The organism is Pseudoalteromonas sp. AWM4_233 (genome assembly GCF_056158285.1).
Map to the genome: position 1 here is coordinate 2164626 of NZ_JBSWSZ010000001.1, position 19054 is coordinate 2183679.

Here is a 19054-nt window from a genome sequence, read left to right on the forward strand (position 1 = left end):
TACAAAAAAGGCGTCTCGAGGACGCCATTTTACTCGTTTTTGTACCAAAAGTCTTTTACTAAGGTACGTTCAAAAACGATTTATTTTTCGTTTGGATGCTCTTTATTGAACTTATCCCAGTATTCAGTAACTGACTCTTTCATTTCTTTACGAAGTAAGAAAATACCGAATAAGTTTGGTAAGGTCATCACAACAATTGCAACTGCTGCTAGTTTCCAAACTAAAGTCGTGTCTGCAAATGATGCCCAGAAGAAGCCTGCAACATAAAATACTCTGTAAGGCATCACTGATTTACTACCAAGTAGATAAATCATTGCACGGTCGCCATAATAAGACCACGCAATTGCTGTCGAGAATGCAAATAATAATAAGCCGATTGATACGATATATTTACCATTTTCACCAAAGAAACCTCGGCTAAATGCTTTAGTTGTTAGCTCAGCAGAATGTACTAAAGATTTACCTGTGATCATAATGTCTTTGTCTACAGGCATACCATCTTTAATCTCAATCGTGCCGGTATAAACATGCTTTTCAGTTAAACCAAAGCGCACATCTTCAGCAATTGAACGAGAGTGAATAATGGTAAAGTCTTTTTCTACAGCCTTACCCTGAATTGAATGAAGTTCACCATTATAAAGCTTAACACCATGGTCTTTTTCATCATTTAGGTAATTGTAGAGCGCTAGACGATCTTGTTCGTTATCTTCAGAATACTGACCTTGTAAAATGACCATTGACGAACGTTCAAATTGTGTTTCAAATTTTTCCGTCCACACACCTGAAGAAAGGATTACTAAGCCGGTTAAAGTACAGATGATGATGGTATCGATGAAAGGTTCAAGAATTGACACCATGCCCTCAGATACTGGCTCATCTGCTTTTGCAGATGCGTGTGCAATTGGTGCAGAACCTTGACCTGCTTCGTTCGAGAATAAACCACGGTTTACACCACGGTTGAAGGCGTAAGCAAATGATGCCCCTAAGAAACCACCCGCTGCGGCAGAGCCTGAAAATGCGTCTGTGAACACAGCTGCAAATGAAGGTGCAATGTTTTCAATGTTGTAGAAGATTACAGCCAATGCACCAATGATATAAACCGCTGCCATTAATGGTACGACACGAGAAGTGATTGCGGCAATACGCTTGATGCCACCTAAAATCACAAGTGCAAGTAAGATAGATAGCACACCACCGGTATGCCAAGGCTCAAAACCAAAGGTAGACTCCATACCCTGAGCAATATTATTAATTTGCGGCAGGCTACCTGTACCAAAAGAACTAATTACAGTGGCAACAGCAAATAATACAGCTAACCACTTCATATTCAAACGACGATCCATGTAATACATTGGACCACCAGCCATCGTGCCATCATCGGTTTTAACACGATACTTGTGAGATAGGGTCACCTCAACAAATTTAGTCGTCATACCGAAGAATGCAGTCATCCACATCCAAAATAGCGCTGCAGGACCACCAATTGAAATTGCCAGTGCCACACCACCTATATTACCAGTACCTACGGTGCCTGAAAGCGCAGTCGCAAGCGCTTGGAAGTGCGTTGTGTCACCTTCATGGCTTTTTTTATCAAACTTGCCGGTTACCACCTTACAAGCATGTTTGAAATATCTGATCTGTGGGAATTTAAGATAAATGGTGAAGAATAAACCCACACCTAGTAATACGTATGGGAACCAAGCTGCTCCCCCCAACATGCCATCTAGAGAATCTAGAAACTGCCCAAATGCATCCATGGAACATCCTCATTATTGTTATACATAAAAGGTAGCACCGTGGTGCTACCTTTTGATTTTACTGTTGATTATTATCTTAGTTTGTCTACAACCGATACAATTGCAGCAAGCGTATCTTGACCGAATTGATATGAACGTCTGTCAGACCAACCATAATATGGGTCTGGTAGATTTGCATTATCTTTAAACGGCATTTCAATCGTGTAAGCCAACGCTTTAAACGCCTCACCCACAGCACAAGATGCAACCGTTAAGTTAGCTTCACCTGGCGCATCTTTTGGATAGCCAAACTCATCTTGGAACTCAGGTGTAATAGTAAGCAGTGCTGCTTTAAAATCGTTTTCTAATGATTCTAAACGCGCGTCATAACTTGGAATGCCTTCACTACCAGCAACAAAGTTATAAGGCAATGCTTCATCACCATGAATATCTAAATACATATCAAGGCCTGCGTCATGCATCTTATTTAACACATGGAAAACCTCTGGTGATTTTTCAAGACTCGGTTCAGCCCACTCGCGGTTAAGGTTAACACCCACTGCGTTTGTACGAAGGTGACCACGAACACTGCCATCAGGGTTCATATTTGGGACTACATAGAAAACAGCTTTTGAAAGTAATGCTGCTGCATGTGGGTCTTCGTCATCTAGAAGCTTGTGAAGTAAGCCCTCTACAAACCACTCTGCCATTGTCTCACCCGGGTGCTGACGGGCAGTGATCCAAATTTTCTTTTTACCTTCTTCAGGTTCGCCAATCGTAAGCAAACTGATATCACGACCGTCTAGCGTTTCGCCAAGAGTTTCAATTTCACATGCATCATGGCTTTGCGCCCAATAGAGTAAGTCTAAATGACGCTCATAACTATAAGGAGCGAAATAAGCAAAATAGGTATGGCTCTGCTCAGGTTCGAAATCAATAGTAAGAGTACCGTTTTCGTATGCTGTAGGAACACGGAACCAAGTTTGGCGATCATATGATGCCACCGCTTGATAGTCATCCCACCCTTCTGGATAAGCTGATTTTTCGAGACCACCAATTTGCATTTTATGTTGTAAAAATGGTGTGCTTTCTAAACGAAAATGAAACCACTGAAAAAATTCAGATTCATTATCGTTGTTGATAGCTAGTTGAATATCGAGTGGCTCGTTGCTCGCAAGCACCTTGATATTACCACTGTCAAAATTACTGGTGATTTTCATCCGTAACCTTCTTTTTATAAATTAACGACGCAATAGTCGCAGACAAACATTAACTTTTTGTCTTTATCGTTTAGGAAGTGTAATTCACTTGTAAAAATAATTTTTAAAGAGTATCACACCGATTTAAGTTCAAAAACTAAAAAAGCCAGCAAAAGCTGGCTTTTTATTACTTTTCGCTATTAGCGAGGTAAGCTTGGGTATTCAACCTCAGCCATATCGTGCATAACACGAATAACCTGGCAGCTGTAACCAAACTCGTTATCGTACCATACGTATAGTACAACACGGTTACCATCAACAATTGTTGCTTGAGAATCAACAACACCTGCGTAACGGCTACCTACTAGGTCAGTAGAAACGATTTCAGTTGACGCTGTGTAATCAATTTGATCACGAAGGTCAGAGTACAGTGATGTTTCACGTAAGTACTCATTTAGCTCTTCAACCGTTGTCTCTTTTTCAAGGTTTAGGTTAAGAATTGCCATTGAAACATTTGGCGTAGGAACACGGATAGCATTACCAGTTAACTTACCTTCAAGTTCAGGTAGTGCTTTAGAAACAGCTTTAGCCGCGCCCGTTGACGTGATAACCATGTTCAGTGCTGCTGCACGACCACGACGCTCTGCTTTGTGGTAGTTATCAATCAGGTTCTGGTCGTTAGTGTAAGAGTGAACTGTTTCAACGTGACCATTCTGGATACCAAACTTATCATTAAGTGCTTTAAGTGTTGGTGTGATTGCATTCGTTGTACAGCTCGCCGCTGAAACGATTGAATCTTCAGAAAGGATGTCTTTATTGTTAACACCATAAACCACGTTTTTGATGTCACCTTTTGCAGGCGCTGTTAGAAGCACTTTAGCAGCACCATTTGACTTAAGGTGAAGGCCTAAGCCATCTCTGTCTTTCCAAATACCTGTATTATCAACGATAAGTGCATTGTTGATACCGTATTCATTGTAATCAATTTCATCTGGAGAGTTAGCATAGATAACCTGGATATAGTTACCGTTAGCTTTGATTGCGTTACGCTCGTTATCAACTGTGATTGAACCATTGAAAGGACCATGGATTGAATCACGACGTAACAGACTTGCACGCTTTTCAAGGTCACCGTCACGGCCACCACGAACAACGATTGCACGTAAGCGTAGATCAGTGTGAGAGCCACCACGCTCGATAAGTAGACGTGCTAATAAACGACCGATACGGCCAAAACCGTAAAGAACAACATCGCGAGGCTCTTGATTGTCGCCTTTGTTTACGATGTCTGATAATTCAGCGTTTAGGTATTCTTCAATTGAACGACCTTCGCCTGCATTTTTATGAACATAACCATAAGCTAATTTGCCTAGGTCAATACGTGCAGGTGCTAAATCCATTTTGCTAATAGCTTCTAGGAATGGGAAGCTTTCACGTAAGCGTAATTTGCTTTCTTCGAAACGTGCCACAGTCTTGTGAGCTTTGATCACGTCGATTGTGCTTGTATTTACAAGTGGACGACCGTAAACAGCGATTTCAACACCCTTGTTACGGTACAAACGACCAATGATTGGTTGCATGTTTTCAGCATAATCTTGGCGTTCTTGCCAGCTATTTTGATATTCTTGCTCGTGAGATAAGGTCATTTTTTCTGCCTAATTAAACAATTTTTTTGAACGGATAGCCCCTTAGGGCAACGCTATTCTAATTTAAACTGCTACGATTCTCCACTGTTACTGTCTAATTCATTAGGCTAAACTAGGCAGAGTTATTTTTTTATGCGGTTTTTTAGTGTAAAAACAAGTAAAACTCATAAAAACATGTATATCAGGCTTATCAAATAACAAAGCAAACATAGCCTGGCACTATTAAAGCAATGAAGAGGAAGCAAGATGGCACTGCGGACGCTGCTCGCATTAAGTATTTTTACCCTTGTAGGTTGTGAGCAATCCCTGACCTTAAGTAAAGTGTGCGAAGAAACACCGGGGTTTTGTGAAGATTTAAATAAAGATAGTCACTGTAAAGATCTGCGCTCTGATCTTATATTTGCCAGATATCACGAATACAAATCACCTACTGATGACAACAAATATGACTTACTAAAAAAGTTAGAGTCATATGACTCTTGTGTATCTCTGGCTGCAAAAATTGAGCATATAAAGTTAAAAGAAAAAACCACATCACGTGTTGAAGGTCACTTGACTAGCCTTAAAGAGATGAACCGTATTTTTCAAGATACAAAACAAACTGATCATCCAGGTTTGCTCTACTACCATTGGTCCAGAAATAACAGTCGTTTTGCAATGAACAAGCTGTTGAATATGCAAGACCAAGACAATGTTAAAAATGATGCTGAAATACAATTATTTTTAGCAACCTATTACGCTAAATTTGATGATGAGAAAACTGTAGATTTACTTTATCGAGTACTGGAATTAAACGAAGCGGGTCAACAGCCAAAATTAGAGGTATACAGCAGCCTCGTCAGTATTTTTTTCAAACAAAAGAAATACAAACATGCTTATACGTTTGCAAAAATAGCGCAAATGTCTGGATTTGAAGACATTGATATTTTACCTGTAACACATGAAATCACCAGTCGAGGTCGCTCACTTGACCCATTAGATGAACTTGCTATGCAAACCTATGAAGAAATTCAAGCAGGCACATTTGTTTCACCTCGTGACTTTTAACTTAAAAAACTCAGCGAATAAAAAACCCTAACAAATGTTAGGGTTTTTTGTGTCTTGACTATTCCTGTAAAAGTTTACTTAACACCGAGTTCTTCAAGGCGCTCTTGTAAGTAACTATCAGCAGTGTAACGCTCAGATAATACAACTTCAGGTTTTGGATGTAAGAATAGTGGTAGAGAAATACGTGAATTCTTAGACGCTTTACCTGATGGATTGATAACACGGTGAATCGTTGATGGGAAGTAGCCACCTGATGCTTCTTGAAGCATGTCACCGATATTAATTATTAAGTTACCAAAATCACATGGTACGTCTAACCAGCCACCATCTTGTGTTTGAACCTGCAAACCTGGCTCATTTGAAGCTGGAAGTACAGTAAGTAAATTGATATCACCATGTGCCGCTGCACGAATAGCACCTGGTTCTTCATCACCTGTCATTGGCGGATAGTGAAGCACGCGAAGTAAAGTTTGCTCAGAATCTTTGATCATATCTTTTAAATCAATTGAAAACTTCGCTTTAACTTCTTCTGGTGCTTGTGCTTGAACCCAGCTTAATAGCTCAGCGGCAAACTCATTCGCAATACGGTAGTACTCACGGATCTCTGCGTCTAATTGTGCAGGAACACGGCCTTTTGGATATACATGGAAGTATTCTTTGATGTCTTTAACAGTAAAGCCTTTTGCAACTTCTGAAACTTCTGGTGGGAAGTAACCATCTTGATTTTCTTTATCGAATAAGAAGTTGTGTTTCTCTTCTGTATAGAAGAACTCTTGCCAATTTTTATAAATTGATTCAACTAATTCTTGTGGGATTGGGTGGTTCTTTAAAACGCCGAATCCTGTATTACGAAGAGATTCAACGAATTGCGCAGCTGCGTCATCTGCGCGGTAATCTACCGTAGGTAATTGTTGCATAATGGTCCACTCAGTTGTGTTTAGTTAAAACAGCTTTTTGATAAGTGTAGCCAATTATTTACTAGCCTTATCAAATAGTGTTGACCCTTGACATAAGAGTGCGGCGAGCATAAGAAAATAGACCGAGCTACATAAGGACTTATGTCCGCATTTTGCGTAAGTGTTAAACTAATTTGAGATAGATCAATTAATCTAAATACATAAAAAAGGCTGCATAAATGCAACCTTTTCTCTTTATTTGCACTCAGGTTTTAGCCCTTTTTGCCATGCTGAACGCTTTAATGTCTCAGCTTCAGACATTTTACTATTCAAAGTTTGCATACGTGTGTCTGGCGCTGGGTGAGTTGATAAAAACTCTGCTGGGCGCTCACCACTGAGTTTATTCATATTTTCCCAAAGTTTCACTGAACCAGTTGGTTCGAATCCCGCTTTTGCCATTAGATCTAAACCAATTACATCGGCTTCACTTTCATGAGAGCGACTGAAAGGTAAAGCAACTCCCACTTGAGCACCGACACCTAAACCTTGCATAATCGCTTGGCGGTATTCCACATTACCCATTTGCAATGCCACATCACTTGCCTGCAAGCCAAACTGCAACAAGCTATTTTGAGAAACTCGCTCATTGGCGTGCTCGGCGATAACGTGACCCACTTCATGGCCCATAACCGCAGCAAGTTGGTGTTGATCCTTAGCGACCTTTAATAGCCCTGTGTGCACACCAATCTTTCCACCTGGCAAGGCAAAGGCGTTGGCGCTGTCTTCTTTAAAAACGACAACCTCCCAGGCTTGATTTGCATATTGCGTGGGTAACTGTGCTATTAGCTTATCTGCAATACAGCGCACATAAGCATTGGTGTTTTTATCTGTTTCTATGGCTTGCTGCTCTTTCATTTGAGCAAAACTTGCAACCCCCATCTCATTCATCTTTTGTGGTGAGTAAAGCGCAATTTGTGTTCGCCCTGTTGGAGAGGTTTTACAACCTGCAGCCAATAAAGATAAGGCAAATATGCCGATCAGTTTTTTCATAGCGATTCCTTTAAAGGAAGTTTTAAGTGTATATGATTATTTTAAAATAAAAATTTACGTAAACAATATAATTCAGGCAACAAAAAACGGGCTAAATGAGCCCGTTTCAATTCAAAAAGCAGAAGCTGATTATTCAACTGCTTTAGATACCATTACCATCGCAGGGCGAAGTAAGCGGCCGTTTAAAGTATAACCTTTTTGCATCACAGCTAGCACTGTGTTTGGTGCTACATCATTGCTAGGTTGAATTGACATTGCCTGATGGAAATCTGGATTGAACACTTCACCTTGTGGATTTACCGTTTCAACACCAAATTTAGCGACAGCATCTTCAAAGCTCTTAAGCGTCATTTCAACACCTTCAAGTACTGGCTTAAGTGTTTCATTCTCTTTGTCAGAAAACTCAATGGCACGGTGAAGGTTATCGATCACAGGTAAAAGCTCATTAGCGAACTTTTCAAGTGCAAATTTATGTGCTTTTTCTACATCTTGTGCAGCACGGCGACGAATGTTCTCTACATCAGCTGCGGCACGAACAACACTGTCCTTTTGATCTGCAATAGTCTGTTTGGCTGCTTCAAGCTCTGCGTATAAACCAGCAATTTCTTCTTCTGGGCTTAGTTCAGTTTGTACTTCTTCTTGAGCTTGCTCTTGTTCTACTTCTACTTGCTCAACAGGCTCTACCGCTTCTTGCTCAGGGGCATTATTTTGCTCAGACATATTTTTCTCCAAAATCTTACAACTGCGGACATTATGGGGATGGAAAAATCAGTTTCAAGTACTCGCCAACGAAAATTCTTCAATAATTGCTTCGATTGGTGCACAAGTTGAGCAAATCACACAAAATCGGCTCTGATATTCACCATTTTCAAAATACGGTAGGCTTAAAATCACTGTTTCGCCCAATTGATAACTCGATAACTCATTTCCCATGATGAGTGATAAACCATTTTTAAAAGCCAATTTATCTTCAATATCGTGAAGAAACCCAACTCCAAGGTTGAGCTCTTTATCTGACTCTATGGCGTTATATAAATGCCTTTCTCCAAGTAAAATACAGTTATCAGAACCTAGTTGCTGATGAAGCTGAGCAGTCCATTGTGTTAATTGAGCTGTACAAGTTTTAGGAGCGCTATTTGCCATCGCAAACATGCGTTGTAGGCCTTCTTTCAAAGGCTGCTGACTAAAAACTGTATTCATCCAAGAGGCAAATTGATAACGCTGTGCGTCGGTTTCAAAGTCAGGTTTATCAATCAAAATATTCTGTGATTGCCCTGCTCTGTCAATTAACAGTACTAACCATGAACTACTATCAAAATCAAGCACTTCTACCCTAAAAATGATTTGTGAACTTGCCTGTGGTAAACCAACACAACAACACACTTGATATTTTTGACTCAGAGAATGCGCCAATTCGACGAGTTTAGACTGCTCAGGTTGCCAGTAGTGGCCAATGTCAGATAAATTTAAATATTCACTTAGCCAGAACTTAAAACCGGCATCGGTGGGCATTCTTCCTGCTGAAGTGTAAGGAGAGCAGAGCAAGCCAATCTTCTCTAGCCGAGCCATTGCGTTTCTGACTGTAGCAGAGCACACAGCCATACCTTTTTGCTTGGCTATTTTACTCGACGGCACAGGCTGACCTTCGCCATTGCAATACATACTCATCACAGCAGTAAAAATTTGCTGATCTCTGGGACTTAATTTCATACTTTATCCACAGGCCATCAAAAAAGTTTTCTCTTAAATGTTTTTCGGTTAGTCTTGCGCTAACTTAATCAAGGAAAATAATCATGACAAGCCCTTTTAAAACCATAGGCTTAATCGGTAAACCTAATCACAAAGGTGCGGCATTGACATTACACCGCCTTTATACCTTTTTGCAAGCATTAGGATACGAGGTACTTGTAGAAGAACGTGTTGGCGCACAAGTTCAAGAAATAGCCCCTGAAGGACTCATTGAATTAGTTGAACTGGGAAAACGCTGTGATCTGGCCATTGTTATTGGCGGTGATGGCAATATGCTCGGTGCCGCTAGGGTACTAGCGCGATTTGATGTCGCCGTTATTGGTGTTAACCGGGGTAATCTAGGCTTTTTAACCGACCTTAACCCTGATGGCTTTGAGCCTGCGCTTGAAGAAGTGCTAAGAGGTGAATTCATTGCTGAATCACGCTTCTTATTAGAAGTCGAAGTCTATCGTCATGATGAATTAAAAAGTGCCAATTCCGCCATGAACGAAGCAGTATTACATGCCGATAAAGTCGCACATATGATTGAGTTTGAAGCATTTATTGATAATCAGTTTGTGTTCTCGCAGCGTTCAGATGGTTTAATCGTCTCAACACCGACAGGCTCAACAGCCTATTCTCTTTCTGGTGGAGGCCCTATTCTTACACCAGAATTAAATGCCATGGCGCTTGTCCCTATGTTTCCCCACACTTTATCAAGTAGGCCGTTAGTTGTAGATGGCGATAAAGAAGTCAGGTTAAAACTCAGCTTGGAAAATACAGATAGCTTACAAGTGAGTTGTGACAGCCATGTGGTCCTAGCTGTTTTACCAGGTGATGAAGTGGTTATAAAAAAAGCAGAAAAATCTTTACGCTTGATTCATCCGAAAAGCTATTCATACTATGATGTCCTAAGACAAAAATTGAATTGGGGCAGTAGACTTTACTAAACCCATTAAAACATTCAAAATCGGTACATAGCTATTAGGAAGTACACACGTTATGAATTACATTATTATCGCCACAATCGTGCTACTAATCACACTTTTAGGCGTTTATCTTGTTATCGAAAATAATAGAAAAAAAGCAAAAAATGCTGAGAAGCAGGTTTTTAACCAAAGACACAATGAAGTAACACTGCATTTTAAAACTAAAACCTCTGAATTTGTTGCAGCCGGCGCTATACCCTCAAAATACAGTGGCACGATTAACACCATCGTTAATAACTTTTTTGTTGTGCAAGCACATACAGAAGACAATTTAAATCAACTCGAGCGCATAGTTGAGTTGTTTATTTTAACTGTGGGTGAAGAAGTGCATAAGCATCGTGAAAAGGACACCATGGATACTTTAAAAGATACCATGTCTGCTTTTGCAAAAGAACTTCCGACAAATGGTGTCGCGTATAACAAAGATTTCTACTATGAATCACTGCCTGCCATGATCACTTTATTAAAAACCGCTGACGTAGCAGATGTTGAAAGCCAAGATAAAGATGAAACAGATACAGACACTGACTCAGATCAGCACAATCAAACTGAAGTGAATAAACTCGCTACAGCACAAATTTAATTTCACGCTTGATTTATTGTTAACTACTGTATAAATTGACAGTGTAAATACTGTTTGGATATACAGATATGTTGATAAGCCTTGAAATTAGTAACTTCGCAATTGTAAATGATTTAAATATTGAATGGCGTGATGGCATGACAGCCATCACGGGCGAAACTGGTGCAGGTAAATCTATTGCCATAGATGCCCTATCACTTTGCTTAGGTGAAAGAGCGGACGCAGGTGCGATAAGACCGAGTGCTGATCGCGCTCAGATCGTGGCACAATTCAATATTCAGCAACTCCCTAAGGCTCAGCAATTTCTTAAGGAACATATGCTAAATAACGATGAGCATGATTGTATTTTACGTCGTGTCATTAGCCGAAGTGGTCGCAGTAAAAGTTACATAAATGGCGTTTCAGTGACTGCCAGTCAACTTAAAGAGTTAGGCGAATATTTAATTGCTATTCACGGCCAACATGCTCACCAATTACTACTAAAAACTGAACATCAACTACATCTAATTGATGCTTATGCAGGCCACACTCACCTACAAACTGCTGTAAAAAATCAATTTCAACATTACCAGCAATTACAGCGAGAGTATTCAACACTTTTGAAAGAGCAGCAGGCTAAAGCCGCACAACAGCAGCTACTAGAATATCAAGTTGCTGAATTAGATGAGTTTTCGCTTGAAGCTGATGAGTTCAAGCAAATTGAAGAAGAGCAGTATCGGCTGAGCCACAGCCAAACCATTATTAACACCTGTCAACAGGAGTTAATGGCTTTGTATGAGCAAGATGGGACCACAGTGTTAAGCCAACTACAGCATAGTGCACAACAGTTCAATAGTTTAACCAGTGTTGATAGTAGTCTCGCTAACATCGCTCAGTTGCTAGAAGAAGCCGTTGTACAAGTCGAAGAAGCAAGCCGAGAAATTCGAGACTATGCTGACCAAATTGATCAAGACCCACTCAGATTGCAAGAAGTCGAAGAGCGATTATCTAGAATCATGGATCTATCTCGTAAACATCATGTGAGACCTGAAGAACTTTATGAGCATCATCAATCGTTAAAAGCGCAGCTTGATAATATAAGCTCTGATAACGCCCGTATAGATATTCTAGAGCAAGAAATCGCTCAAACACTGTCAGCTTACCAACAAGCTGCGATGGCGCTAAGTGATAGCCGAAGCCAGTCGGCGAAAAAACTACAAAAGCTTATTAGTGCGAGCATGGATGATTTAGCCATGAAACACTGTAAGTTTGCAATTGAATTGCAGCCAAAACCAGAACTTAGACCTAATAGTGAGGGTTTTGATGCCATAGAGTTTTTAGTTTCAACGAACCCAGGTCAACCTTTGCAAGCTTTAGCAAAAGTCGCTTCGGGTGGTGAACTCTCTCGTATCAGTTTGGCTATTCAAGTGATTATCGCTGAAAAAGTGACGACGCCAACACTTATTTTCGATGAAGTCGACGTGGGTATTTCTGGCCCAACCGCCTCTCAGGTTGGTAAATTACTTCGTAAGCTTGGAAAGTCGACGCAAGTCATATGTGTCACCCATTTACCTCAAGTCGCGTGTAGTGGGCATCAACAGTTTTTTGTTAGTAAGAAAGTCATCAAAGGAGAAACTTTTACTTCGATGAAGCCATTAGAAGATGCGCATCGTGTTGACGAAATTGCCCGTCTTATTGGTGGTGAATCGATTAGTGAAACCACCCGAGCCAGCGCAAAAGAGCTATTGGCTATTCAAGCAGCATAAGCGAGAAGCGAGAAGCGAGAAGCGAGAAGCGAGAAGCGAGAAGCGAGAAGCGAGAAGCGAGAAGAAGATAACAAAAAACCCAGTTTGAAAACTGGGTTTTTTGTGGGTAAAGATATTTAATATTGGACTTTAAACTTCTAGATAATCCAAAATACCTTCGGCAGCATTACGACCCTCAAAAATAGCTGTTACAACCAAGTCTGAACCTCGAACTGCATCGCCGCCGGCAAAGATCTTAGGGTTACTTGTTTGGTGCGTGTAGGCGCCCTGCTCAGGCGCAACAATGCCACCCCAACGATTAATTTCAACATCGTATTGTGCTAGCCAATCAAGATTGTGTGGTTTAAAACCAAACGCCATGATCACCGCATCAGCGTCAAGCACATGCTCTGTGCCTGGTACTTCTTCTGCACGTTGACGACCTGCCGCATCGGGGTCGCCTAAGCGGGTTTCGACCATCTTCACACCAACAACTTTGCCTTCGGCATTTAATTCAATGCCTTTTGGTTGAACATTAAACTTAAAGTTTACGCCTTCTTCTCTGGCATTTTTTACTTCACGAACTGAGCCTGGCATATTTGATTCGTCACGGCGATACGCACAGGTAACATGCGCTGCGTTTTGACGGATAGATGTTCGTACACAGTCCATCGCTGTATCACCACCACCTAACACCACAACCTTTTGATTCGCCATGCTGATATAAGGTTGTTGAGCTTCATCGTACCCCATCACTCGGTTTGTATTACCAATCAAGAATGGTAACGCGTCATATACGCCCTCAGCATCTTCGTTCTCAAGGTTACCGCGCATACTTTGATATGTGCCCACGCCGATGAATACTGCATCATATTCAGCAATGATTTCATCAAGACTGATATCTTTGCCAACTTCTGTATTTAACTTAAACTCAACGCCCATCTCAGTGAAAATTTCACGTCGATTTTCCATCACTGATTTTTCAAGCTTGAAAGATGGAATACCAAACGTCAGTAGACCACCAATTTCTGGGTTTCGGTCGAAAACAACCGGTTTAACACCATTGCGGACTAGAATATCTGCACAGCCTAAACCGGCAGGACCCGCACCTATGATGGCGACTTTCTTGTCAGTCCATACAACATACGACATGTCCGGCTTCCAGCCTTGGGCAAAGGCTGTATCTGTGATGTATTTTTCGATATTACCGATTGTTACCGCACCAAACTCTTCATTGAGCGTGCATGCCCCCTCACACAAACGGTCTTGAGGACACACTCGTCCGCATACCTCAGGCAAGCTGTTGGTGCGATGTGACAGCTCTGCAGCCTCTAAAATACGACCATTTCGGATCAACTTTAGCCACTGTGGAATATAGTTATGAACCGGGCACTTCCATTCACAATATGGGTTACCACAATCTAAACAACGGTCTGACTGAGAATTCACTTGGTTTTGTGAAAATGGCTCATAAATCTCTACAAATGATTGCTTACGTGATGAAATTGGTTTTTTTCTTGGATCAACACGTTGCACATCGATAAATTGGTAAACATTTTCGCTCATACTCTTCCCCTTACTGCGCCTGTACTCTTAATTCAGCGCTACTGCGAGCACGATGACCTAATAGGCTCTTTACATCACTTGAAATTGGTTTAACTAGTTTGAATTTAGGTAAATACAACTCAAATTCAGCTAGGATCTGTTCTGCTCTAGCAGAGCCCGTAAGCTCTAAATGCTCAGCAATCAAACCACGTAAGTGCTCTTGATGTGCATTAAGCTCTGACAGCTCAACAATTTCAACCAACTCTGGATTTATGCGCTTTTCGAAGTCTGCTTTTTCATCTAACACATAAGCAAATCCACCTGTCATGCCTGCACCGAAGTTGATGCCTACATTACCAAGAACGCAGACAACGCCGCCGGTCATATATTCACAGCCATTGTCACCTAAGCCTTCAACTACTGCCGTCACACCTGAGTTTCGAACAGCAAATCGCTCACCTGCCTTACCTGCTGCGAACAACTTACCGCCTGTCGCACCGTATAAGCAGGTATTACCGACAATACTTGCTTGATATGACTCAAAGCTTGAACCAACTGGCGGACGAATTACTAGTTTACCGCCAGCCATGCCCTTACCGACATAATCGTTAGCATCACCGACTAAAGTCATTTCAAGGCCACCTGCATTCCAAACACCGAATGATTGACCTGCAGTGCCGTGAAGTTCAATCGCAACAGGGTCAGCCGCCATGCCTTGGTTGCCATGTAAATTGGCTATGTAACCAGACAGCATCGCGCCTACCGAACGGTCGGTGTTGCTAATACGATTCACCAATGAAATACCTGATTTGCTCTCAATTGCTGCTTGTGCTTTTGATAGCAGTAGTTCATTTAGCTCCCCCTTATAATGAGAGGTATTCGCTGCTGAGCAGTATAAAGTCTCATTAGTTGGGTTATTCGGCTTGGCTAACAGGTCTGATAAATCTAGCTTGCTTTGCTTGCTCGTCTTGCCTTCGATCATTTCTAGTAAATCAGTGCGACCAATTAAATCGACTAAACGAGTTACGCCTAGTAACGCCATGATTTCACGGGCTTCTTGGGCAATAAACTTGAAGTAGTTCATCGCCATCTCAGGTAAACCATGATAGTGCTTCTGACGAAGTGTATCGTCTTGAGTAGCAACACCTGTTGCACAGTTATTTAAGTGACAAATACGTAGATATTTACAGCCAAGCGCGACCATAGGGCCAGTGCCAAAACCAAAGCTTTCTGCACCTAATATAGCTGCTTTGATGATGTCTAAACCTGTTTTTAGGCCGCCATCTGTTTGTAGACGAATGCGATGACGAAGACCATTTTCGACCAAGGCTTGTTGAGTTTCAGCAAGTCCCAGCTCCCAAGGGCTTCCAGCATATTTAACCGATGTCAGTGGGCTTGCTCCTGTACCACCGTCATAACCTGCAATCGTAATTAAATCAGCATACGCTTTGGCAACACCCGTTGCGATTGTGCCGACACCTGGCTCTGATACCAACTTAACTGAGATCATCGCCTCTGGATTAACCTGCTTTAAGTCGAAAATAAGCTGGGCTAAATCTTCAATTGAATAAATATCATGATGTGGTGGTGGCGAAATGAGCGTCACACCCGGTACCGAGTAACGTAATTTAGCAATGTAAGGCGTTACCTTTTCACCTGGCAGTTGACCACCTTCACCAGGTTTTGCACCCTGTGCAACTTTGATCTGAATAACATCGGCATTTCTTAAATAATGCGGTGTGACACCGAAACGGCCTGATGCAACTTGTTTAATGCGAGAGTTTTTCTCAGTGCCAAAGCGTAACTTATCTTCACCGCCCTCACCAGAGTTCGAACACCCACCTAAGCGGTTCATAGCAATAGCCAGCGCTTCATGGGCTTCTGGTGATAATGCACCAATACTCATGGCCGCTGAGTCAAAGCGCTTGTATAGCTCTGTAGCTGGCTCTACATCATCAAGGCTGACAGGAGATGTATCTGGTTTAAGTGCTAATAAGTCTCGTAAGTTTGTCACTGGACGGTTATTAACAAGATCCGCGTATTTTAGGTAATCTTGATATTCACCAGATTTAACCGCAACTTGCAGTGTTTGTACCACATCAGGGTTATAAGCGTGGTACTCGCCTCCGTGAACAAATTTTAATAAACCACCATGAGACAACAGCTTACGCTTACTAAAGGCAAGCTTATGTAGTTGCGCTTGTTCGTAAGCAAAATCTTCAAAATCTGCGCCCTTGATACGGTTCGCAACGCCTTTAAAACACATTTTAACAATGTCATCTGATAGGCCAACAGCTTCAAATAGCATAGAGCAACGATATGACGCGACCGTACTGATCCCCATCTTAGACATGATCTTGAATAGACCCTTATTGATGGCATTACGATAAGCCAGCGTCACCTCGCGGTAGGTTTTATCAATCACTTTACTGTCACACATGGCGACCAGTGTTTCGTATGTCAAATATGGGTAGATCGCCGTCGCACCAAAACCTAATAACACGGCAAACTGATGCGGATCTCTGGCACTACCAGTTTCAACTATGATGTTGGCATCACAGCGTAAATTAGTATTTACCAAACGCTGTTGTACTGCGCCCACAGCCATAGCTGCAGGAATTGGTAACATATCTTTACTGATATTTCTGTCACTCAAAACCAGCATGACACAGCCAGAACGCGCTTTTTGTTCAGCCTCGTCACACACTCGCTCTAGCGCTGACTTTAAAGACTCAGTTTTGTCATAGTTCAACTGAATTTTACAAGCACAGTAGTGTTCATCATCCGCATTTACTAACTGCTGCATATCAGAGAATGTGAGCACTGGGGAAGCAAACTGAAGACGTTTAGCATGACCTGTGGTTTCATTGAATACGTTTTGCTCACGACCGATACAAGTCGCTAATGACATTACGTGATTTTCACGAAGTGGGTCGATCGGTGGATTTGTTACCTGCGCGAATTTTTGACGGAAGTAATCGTACAAAGAGCGGTGCCCTTCAGACAAAACAGCAAATGGGGTGTCGTCACCCATTGAGCCCGTTGCCTCTTGGCCATTTTGTCCCATTACTCGAATAACGTTGTCTAATTCTTCATTACTATATCCGAATAGCTTTTGATAAGTCAGCAATAATTCGTCGTCAAAATCGCGTACACCCGCATCCTCTTCTGACAAATCTTCAAAAGGCGTAAGACGTTTTACGTTTTGCTCAAGCCAAGTTTTGTAAGGATGACGTGATTTTAAATCTTGATCGATTTCATCAGACTGCCAAATTTTGCCATGAAGGGTATCGATAACCAGCAATTCACCTGGACCAACACGACCTTTTTCAACCACTTCATCGGCTGTGTAATCCCAGATACCGACTTCAGATGCAAGCGTGATAAACCCATCTTGGGTTATCACGTAACGCGCTGGACGTAGACCATTTCTATCTAGGTTACATGCAGCAAATCGACCATCTGACATAACGATACCTGCTGGGCCATCCCAGGGTTCCATATGCATAGAGTTAAAATCGTAAAAGGCGCGTAAATCATCGTCCATAGCTCTGTTTTTTTGCCATGCAGGCGGCACAAGCATGCGCATAGCACGGAAAATATCCATACCACCGGCAAGGAATAATTCAAGAATGTTATCTAGGCTTGATGAATCTGAACCTTCTTCATTTACAAATGGCGCGGCCGTTTGTAAATCTGGCAACAATGGTGAAGAAAACTTATAAGCTCGTGCTCTTGCCCACTGACGGTTACCAGCAATGGTATTAATTTCACCATTGTGCGCCAAATATCTAAATGGCTGGGCTAACGGCCAACGCGGCTGCGTGTTCGTAGAAAAGCGTTGGTGAAAAACACAGATAGCACTTTTCATACGCATATCTGCTAAATCTAAATAAAAGTTTGGTAGGTCCACAGGCATCATTAAGCCTTTGTAAACTGTTACCAGACCTGAAAGACTCGAAATATAGAACTGGTCATCTTCAACTAAGCGCTTCTCTATTCGACGTCTTGCGATATACAAGCGACGCTCTAGATCTTTCGGGCGCCAGCCTTCAGGTGCTGATACAAACACCTGTTCAAATTTAGGTAGTTGCTTTAAGGCAATAGGCCCCAGCATGCCTGGTTCAGTTGGCACGACTCGCCAGCCAACGAGCGTTAACGTTTCTTTTTCTAATTCTTCGTTAATCACTTTTCGGGCTTGAGATGCAAGCGTTTCGTCAGCATTCAAAAACAACATACCGACAGCGTAATTTTTACCTAAGTGCCAACCGTTTTCAGTGGCAATGGCTCTAAAGAAGCTGTCTGGTTTTTGCAGTAATAAACCACAGCCATCACCTGTTTTGCCATCTGATGCAATACCACCACGGTGTTGCATTCGGTCTAACCCTGTAATTGCATTGCGGATTAGTTTATGACTTGCTTGCCCGTTTATCTGAGCAATTAAACCAAAACCACAATTATCTTTTTCTAACTTAGAGTCATATAGCATGCACCCCTCCCCCTGCTACATCTATGGTCGGAAATGAACAAGACGATTGTTCCGACAGATATTCAAAACTAGCTTTGTTTTAAAATGGAGTCAACAAAATTATGAATAGATATTCATTAACTTGAATATTTCTCATTGGTCTGACAAATTCACCAAGTGAACTTAAAAACAACAGAAATGTTAAAATATGACAAGCAAAAAACAAATGACACCGGTGACAATTTAAAAAAAAATTAATAACAGCTGTATTTGCTCACTATAATCGCCAGCTTTACGTTTACGTAAACTGAAAATTTATAGAATAAATATTCACAATAAGCAGCATTAATAGATGTTTATGAAAAGGTAAAGATTTGCTGGTAAAACTAAATCAAATCTAGATTTATATCGCTTTCGATTAAAGCATCAGGCTTATGGGAAAT

13 protein-coding genes are annotated in these 19054 nt (G+C 41.5%); 4 read left to right on the top strand and 9 right to left on the bottom strand.

Annotated features, from left to right (window positions below):
* Nucleotides 1–80: 80 nt before the first annotated feature.
* From ACXAC4_RS09660 to ACXAC4_RS09670, 3 genes are all read right to left on the bottom strand, one after another.
* Complete coding sequence (locus tag ACXAC4_RS09660) at nucleotides 81–1757, bottom strand: alanine/glycine:cation symporter family protein (RefSeq protein ID WP_475160950.1); 1677 nt, start codon at nucleotides 1755–1757, stop codon at nucleotides 81–83.
* A 71-nt stretch (nucleotides 1758–1828) separates the two neighbouring features.
* Nucleotides 1829–2956, bottom strand: a complete 1128-nt coding sequence (locus tag ACXAC4_RS09665) for a M14 family metallopeptidase (RefSeq protein WP_421962798.1) — start codon at nucleotides 2954–2956, stop codon at nucleotides 1829–1831.
* A gap of 179 nt (nucleotides 2957–3135) precedes the next feature.
* Complete coding sequence (locus ACXAC4_RS09670) at nucleotides 3136–4581, bottom strand: glyceraldehyde-3-phosphate dehydrogenase (protein ID WP_475160952.1); 1446 nt, start codon at nucleotides 4579–4581, stop codon at nucleotides 3136–3138.
* A 246-nt stretch (nucleotides 4582–4827) separates the two neighbouring features.
* Between ACXAC4_RS09670 and ACXAC4_RS09675 the strand changes: the two genes are divergently transcribed.
* Nucleotides 4828–5628: a DUF2989 domain-containing protein gene (locus tag ACXAC4_RS09675; RefSeq protein ID WP_475160955.1), complete on the top strand. Its 801-nt coding sequence runs from the start codon at nucleotides 4828–4830 to the stop codon at nucleotides 5626–5628.
* Nucleotides 5629–5702: 74 nt separating this feature from the next.
* Here the strand turns inward: ACXAC4_RS09675 and ACXAC4_RS09680 are convergent, their stop codons facing one another.
* The 4 genes from ACXAC4_RS09680 to ACXAC4_RS09695 all read right to left on the bottom strand — a co-directional run bounded on the left by ACXAC4_RS09680 (nucleotide 5703) and on the right by ACXAC4_RS09695 (nucleotide 9284).
* Nucleotides 5703–6545 carry an isopenicillin N synthase family dioxygenase gene (locus ACXAC4_RS09680; RefSeq protein ID WP_475160959.1) on the bottom strand — a complete coding sequence of 281 codons (843 nt, stop codon included), beginning with the start codon at nucleotides 6543–6545 and terminating at the stop codon, nucleotides 5703–5705.
* Between the two features lie 234 nt (nucleotides 6546–6779).
* On the bottom strand, nucleotides 6780–7574 hold the full coding sequence (locus tag ACXAC4_RS09685) for a M48 family metallopeptidase (protein WP_475160961.1): 795 nt from the start codon (nucleotides 7572–7574) through the stop codon (nucleotides 6780–6782).
* 129 nt (nucleotides 7575–7703) lie between these two features.
* Nucleotides 7704–8294 carry a nucleotide exchange factor GrpE gene (gene grpE / locus ACXAC4_RS09690; RefSeq protein ID WP_475160962.1) on the bottom strand — a complete coding sequence of 197 codons (591 nt, stop codon included), beginning with the start codon at nucleotides 8292–8294 and terminating at the stop codon, nucleotides 7704–7706.
* Between the two features lie 54 nt (nucleotides 8295–8348).
* Nucleotides 8349–9284 carry an HrcA family transcriptional regulator gene (locus ACXAC4_RS09695; RefSeq protein ID WP_475160965.1) on the bottom strand — a complete coding sequence of 312 codons (936 nt, stop codon included), beginning with the start codon at nucleotides 9282–9284 and terminating at the stop codon, nucleotides 8349–8351.
* Nucleotides 9285–9367: 83 nt separating this feature from the next.
* Between ACXAC4_RS09695 and nadK the strand changes: the two genes are divergently transcribed.
* The 3 genes from nadK (at nucleotide 9368) to recN (ending at nucleotide 12619) form a co-directional block, all read left to right on the top strand.
* Nucleotides 9368–10252, top strand: coding sequence for an NAD(+) kinase (nadK, locus tag ACXAC4_RS09700; RefSeq protein WP_138480122.1), 885 nt, complete (start codon nucleotides 9368–9370; stop codon nucleotides 10250–10252).
* Nucleotides 10253–10304: 52 nt separating this feature from the next.
* Nucleotides 10305–10874: a hypothetical protein gene (locus ACXAC4_RS09705; RefSeq protein ID WP_475160967.1), complete on the top strand. Its 570-nt coding sequence runs from the start codon at nucleotides 10305–10307 to the stop codon at nucleotides 10872–10874.
* Between the two features lie 68 nt (nucleotides 10875–10942).
* On the top strand, nucleotides 10943–12619 hold the full coding sequence (gene recN, locus ACXAC4_RS09710; protein ID WP_475160969.1) for a DNA repair protein RecN: 1677 nt from the start codon (nucleotides 10943–10945) through the stop codon (nucleotides 12617–12619).
* A gap of 129 nt (nucleotides 12620–12748) precedes the next feature.
* Here the strand turns inward: recN and ACXAC4_RS09715 are convergent, their stop codons facing one another.
* On the bottom strand, nucleotides 12749–14164 hold the full coding sequence (locus ACXAC4_RS09715) for an FAD-dependent oxidoreductase (protein ID WP_475160970.1): 1416 nt from the start codon (nucleotides 14162–14164) through the stop codon (nucleotides 12749–12751).
* A gap of 10 nt (nucleotides 14165–14174) precedes the next feature.
* Entirely contained in the window at nucleotides 14175–18632 is a 4458-nt protein-coding gene (gene gltB / locus ACXAC4_RS09720; RefSeq protein ID WP_475160972.1) for a glutamate synthase large subunit, read from the bottom strand.
* Nucleotides 18633–19054: the final 422 nt, after the last annotated feature.

Bases quoted from the DNA above. Each gene is read 5' to 3' on its own strand.
- ACXAC4_RS09695 (WP_475160965.1), bottom strand. From the start codon at position 9,284: ATGAAATTAAGTCCCAGAGATCAGCAAATTTTTACTGCTGTGATGAGT.
- grpE (WP_475160962.1), bottom strand. From the start codon at position 8,294: ATGTCTGAGCAAAATAATGCCCCTGAGCAAGAAGCGGTAGAGCCTGTT.
- ACXAC4_RS09705 (WP_475160967.1), top strand. From the start codon at position 10,305: ATGAATTACATTATTATCGCCACAATCGTGCTACTAATCACACTTTTA.
- gltB (WP_475160972.1), bottom strand. From the start codon at position 18,632: ATGCTATATGACTCTAAGTTAGAAAAAGATAATTGTGGTTTTGGTTTA.
- ACXAC4_RS09665 (WP_421962798.1), bottom strand. From the start codon at position 2,956: ATGAAAATCACCAGTAATTTTGACAGTGGTAATATCAAGGTGCTTGCG.
- ACXAC4_RS09685 (WP_475160961.1), bottom strand. From the start codon at position 7,574: ATGAAAAAACTGATCGGCATATTTGCCTTATCTTTATTGGCTGCAGGT.
- recN (WP_475160969.1), top strand. From the start codon at position 10,943: ATGTTGATAAGCCTTGAAATTAGTAACTTCGCAATTGTAAATGATTTA.
- nadK (WP_138480122.1), top strand. From the start codon at position 9,368: ATGACAAGCCCTTTTAAAACCATAGGCTTAATCGGTAAACCTAATCAC.
- ACXAC4_RS09675 (WP_475160955.1), top strand. From the start codon at position 4,828: ATGGCACTGCGGACGCTGCTCGCATTAAGTATTTTTACCCTTGTAGGT.
- ACXAC4_RS09715 (WP_475160970.1), bottom strand. From the start codon at position 14,164: ATGAGCGAAAATGTTTACCAATTTATCGATGTGCAACGTGTTGATCCA.
- ACXAC4_RS09680 (WP_475160959.1), bottom strand. From the start codon at position 6,545: ATGCAACAATTACCTACGGTAGATTACCGCGCAGATGACGCAGCTGCG.
- ACXAC4_RS09660 (WP_475160950.1), bottom strand. From the start codon at position 1,757: ATGGATGCATTTGGGCAGTTTCTAGATTCTCTAGATGGCATGTTGGGG.
- ACXAC4_RS09670 (WP_475160952.1), bottom strand. From the start codon at position 4,581: ATGACCTTATCTCACGAGCAAGAATATCAAAATAGCTGGCAAGAACGC.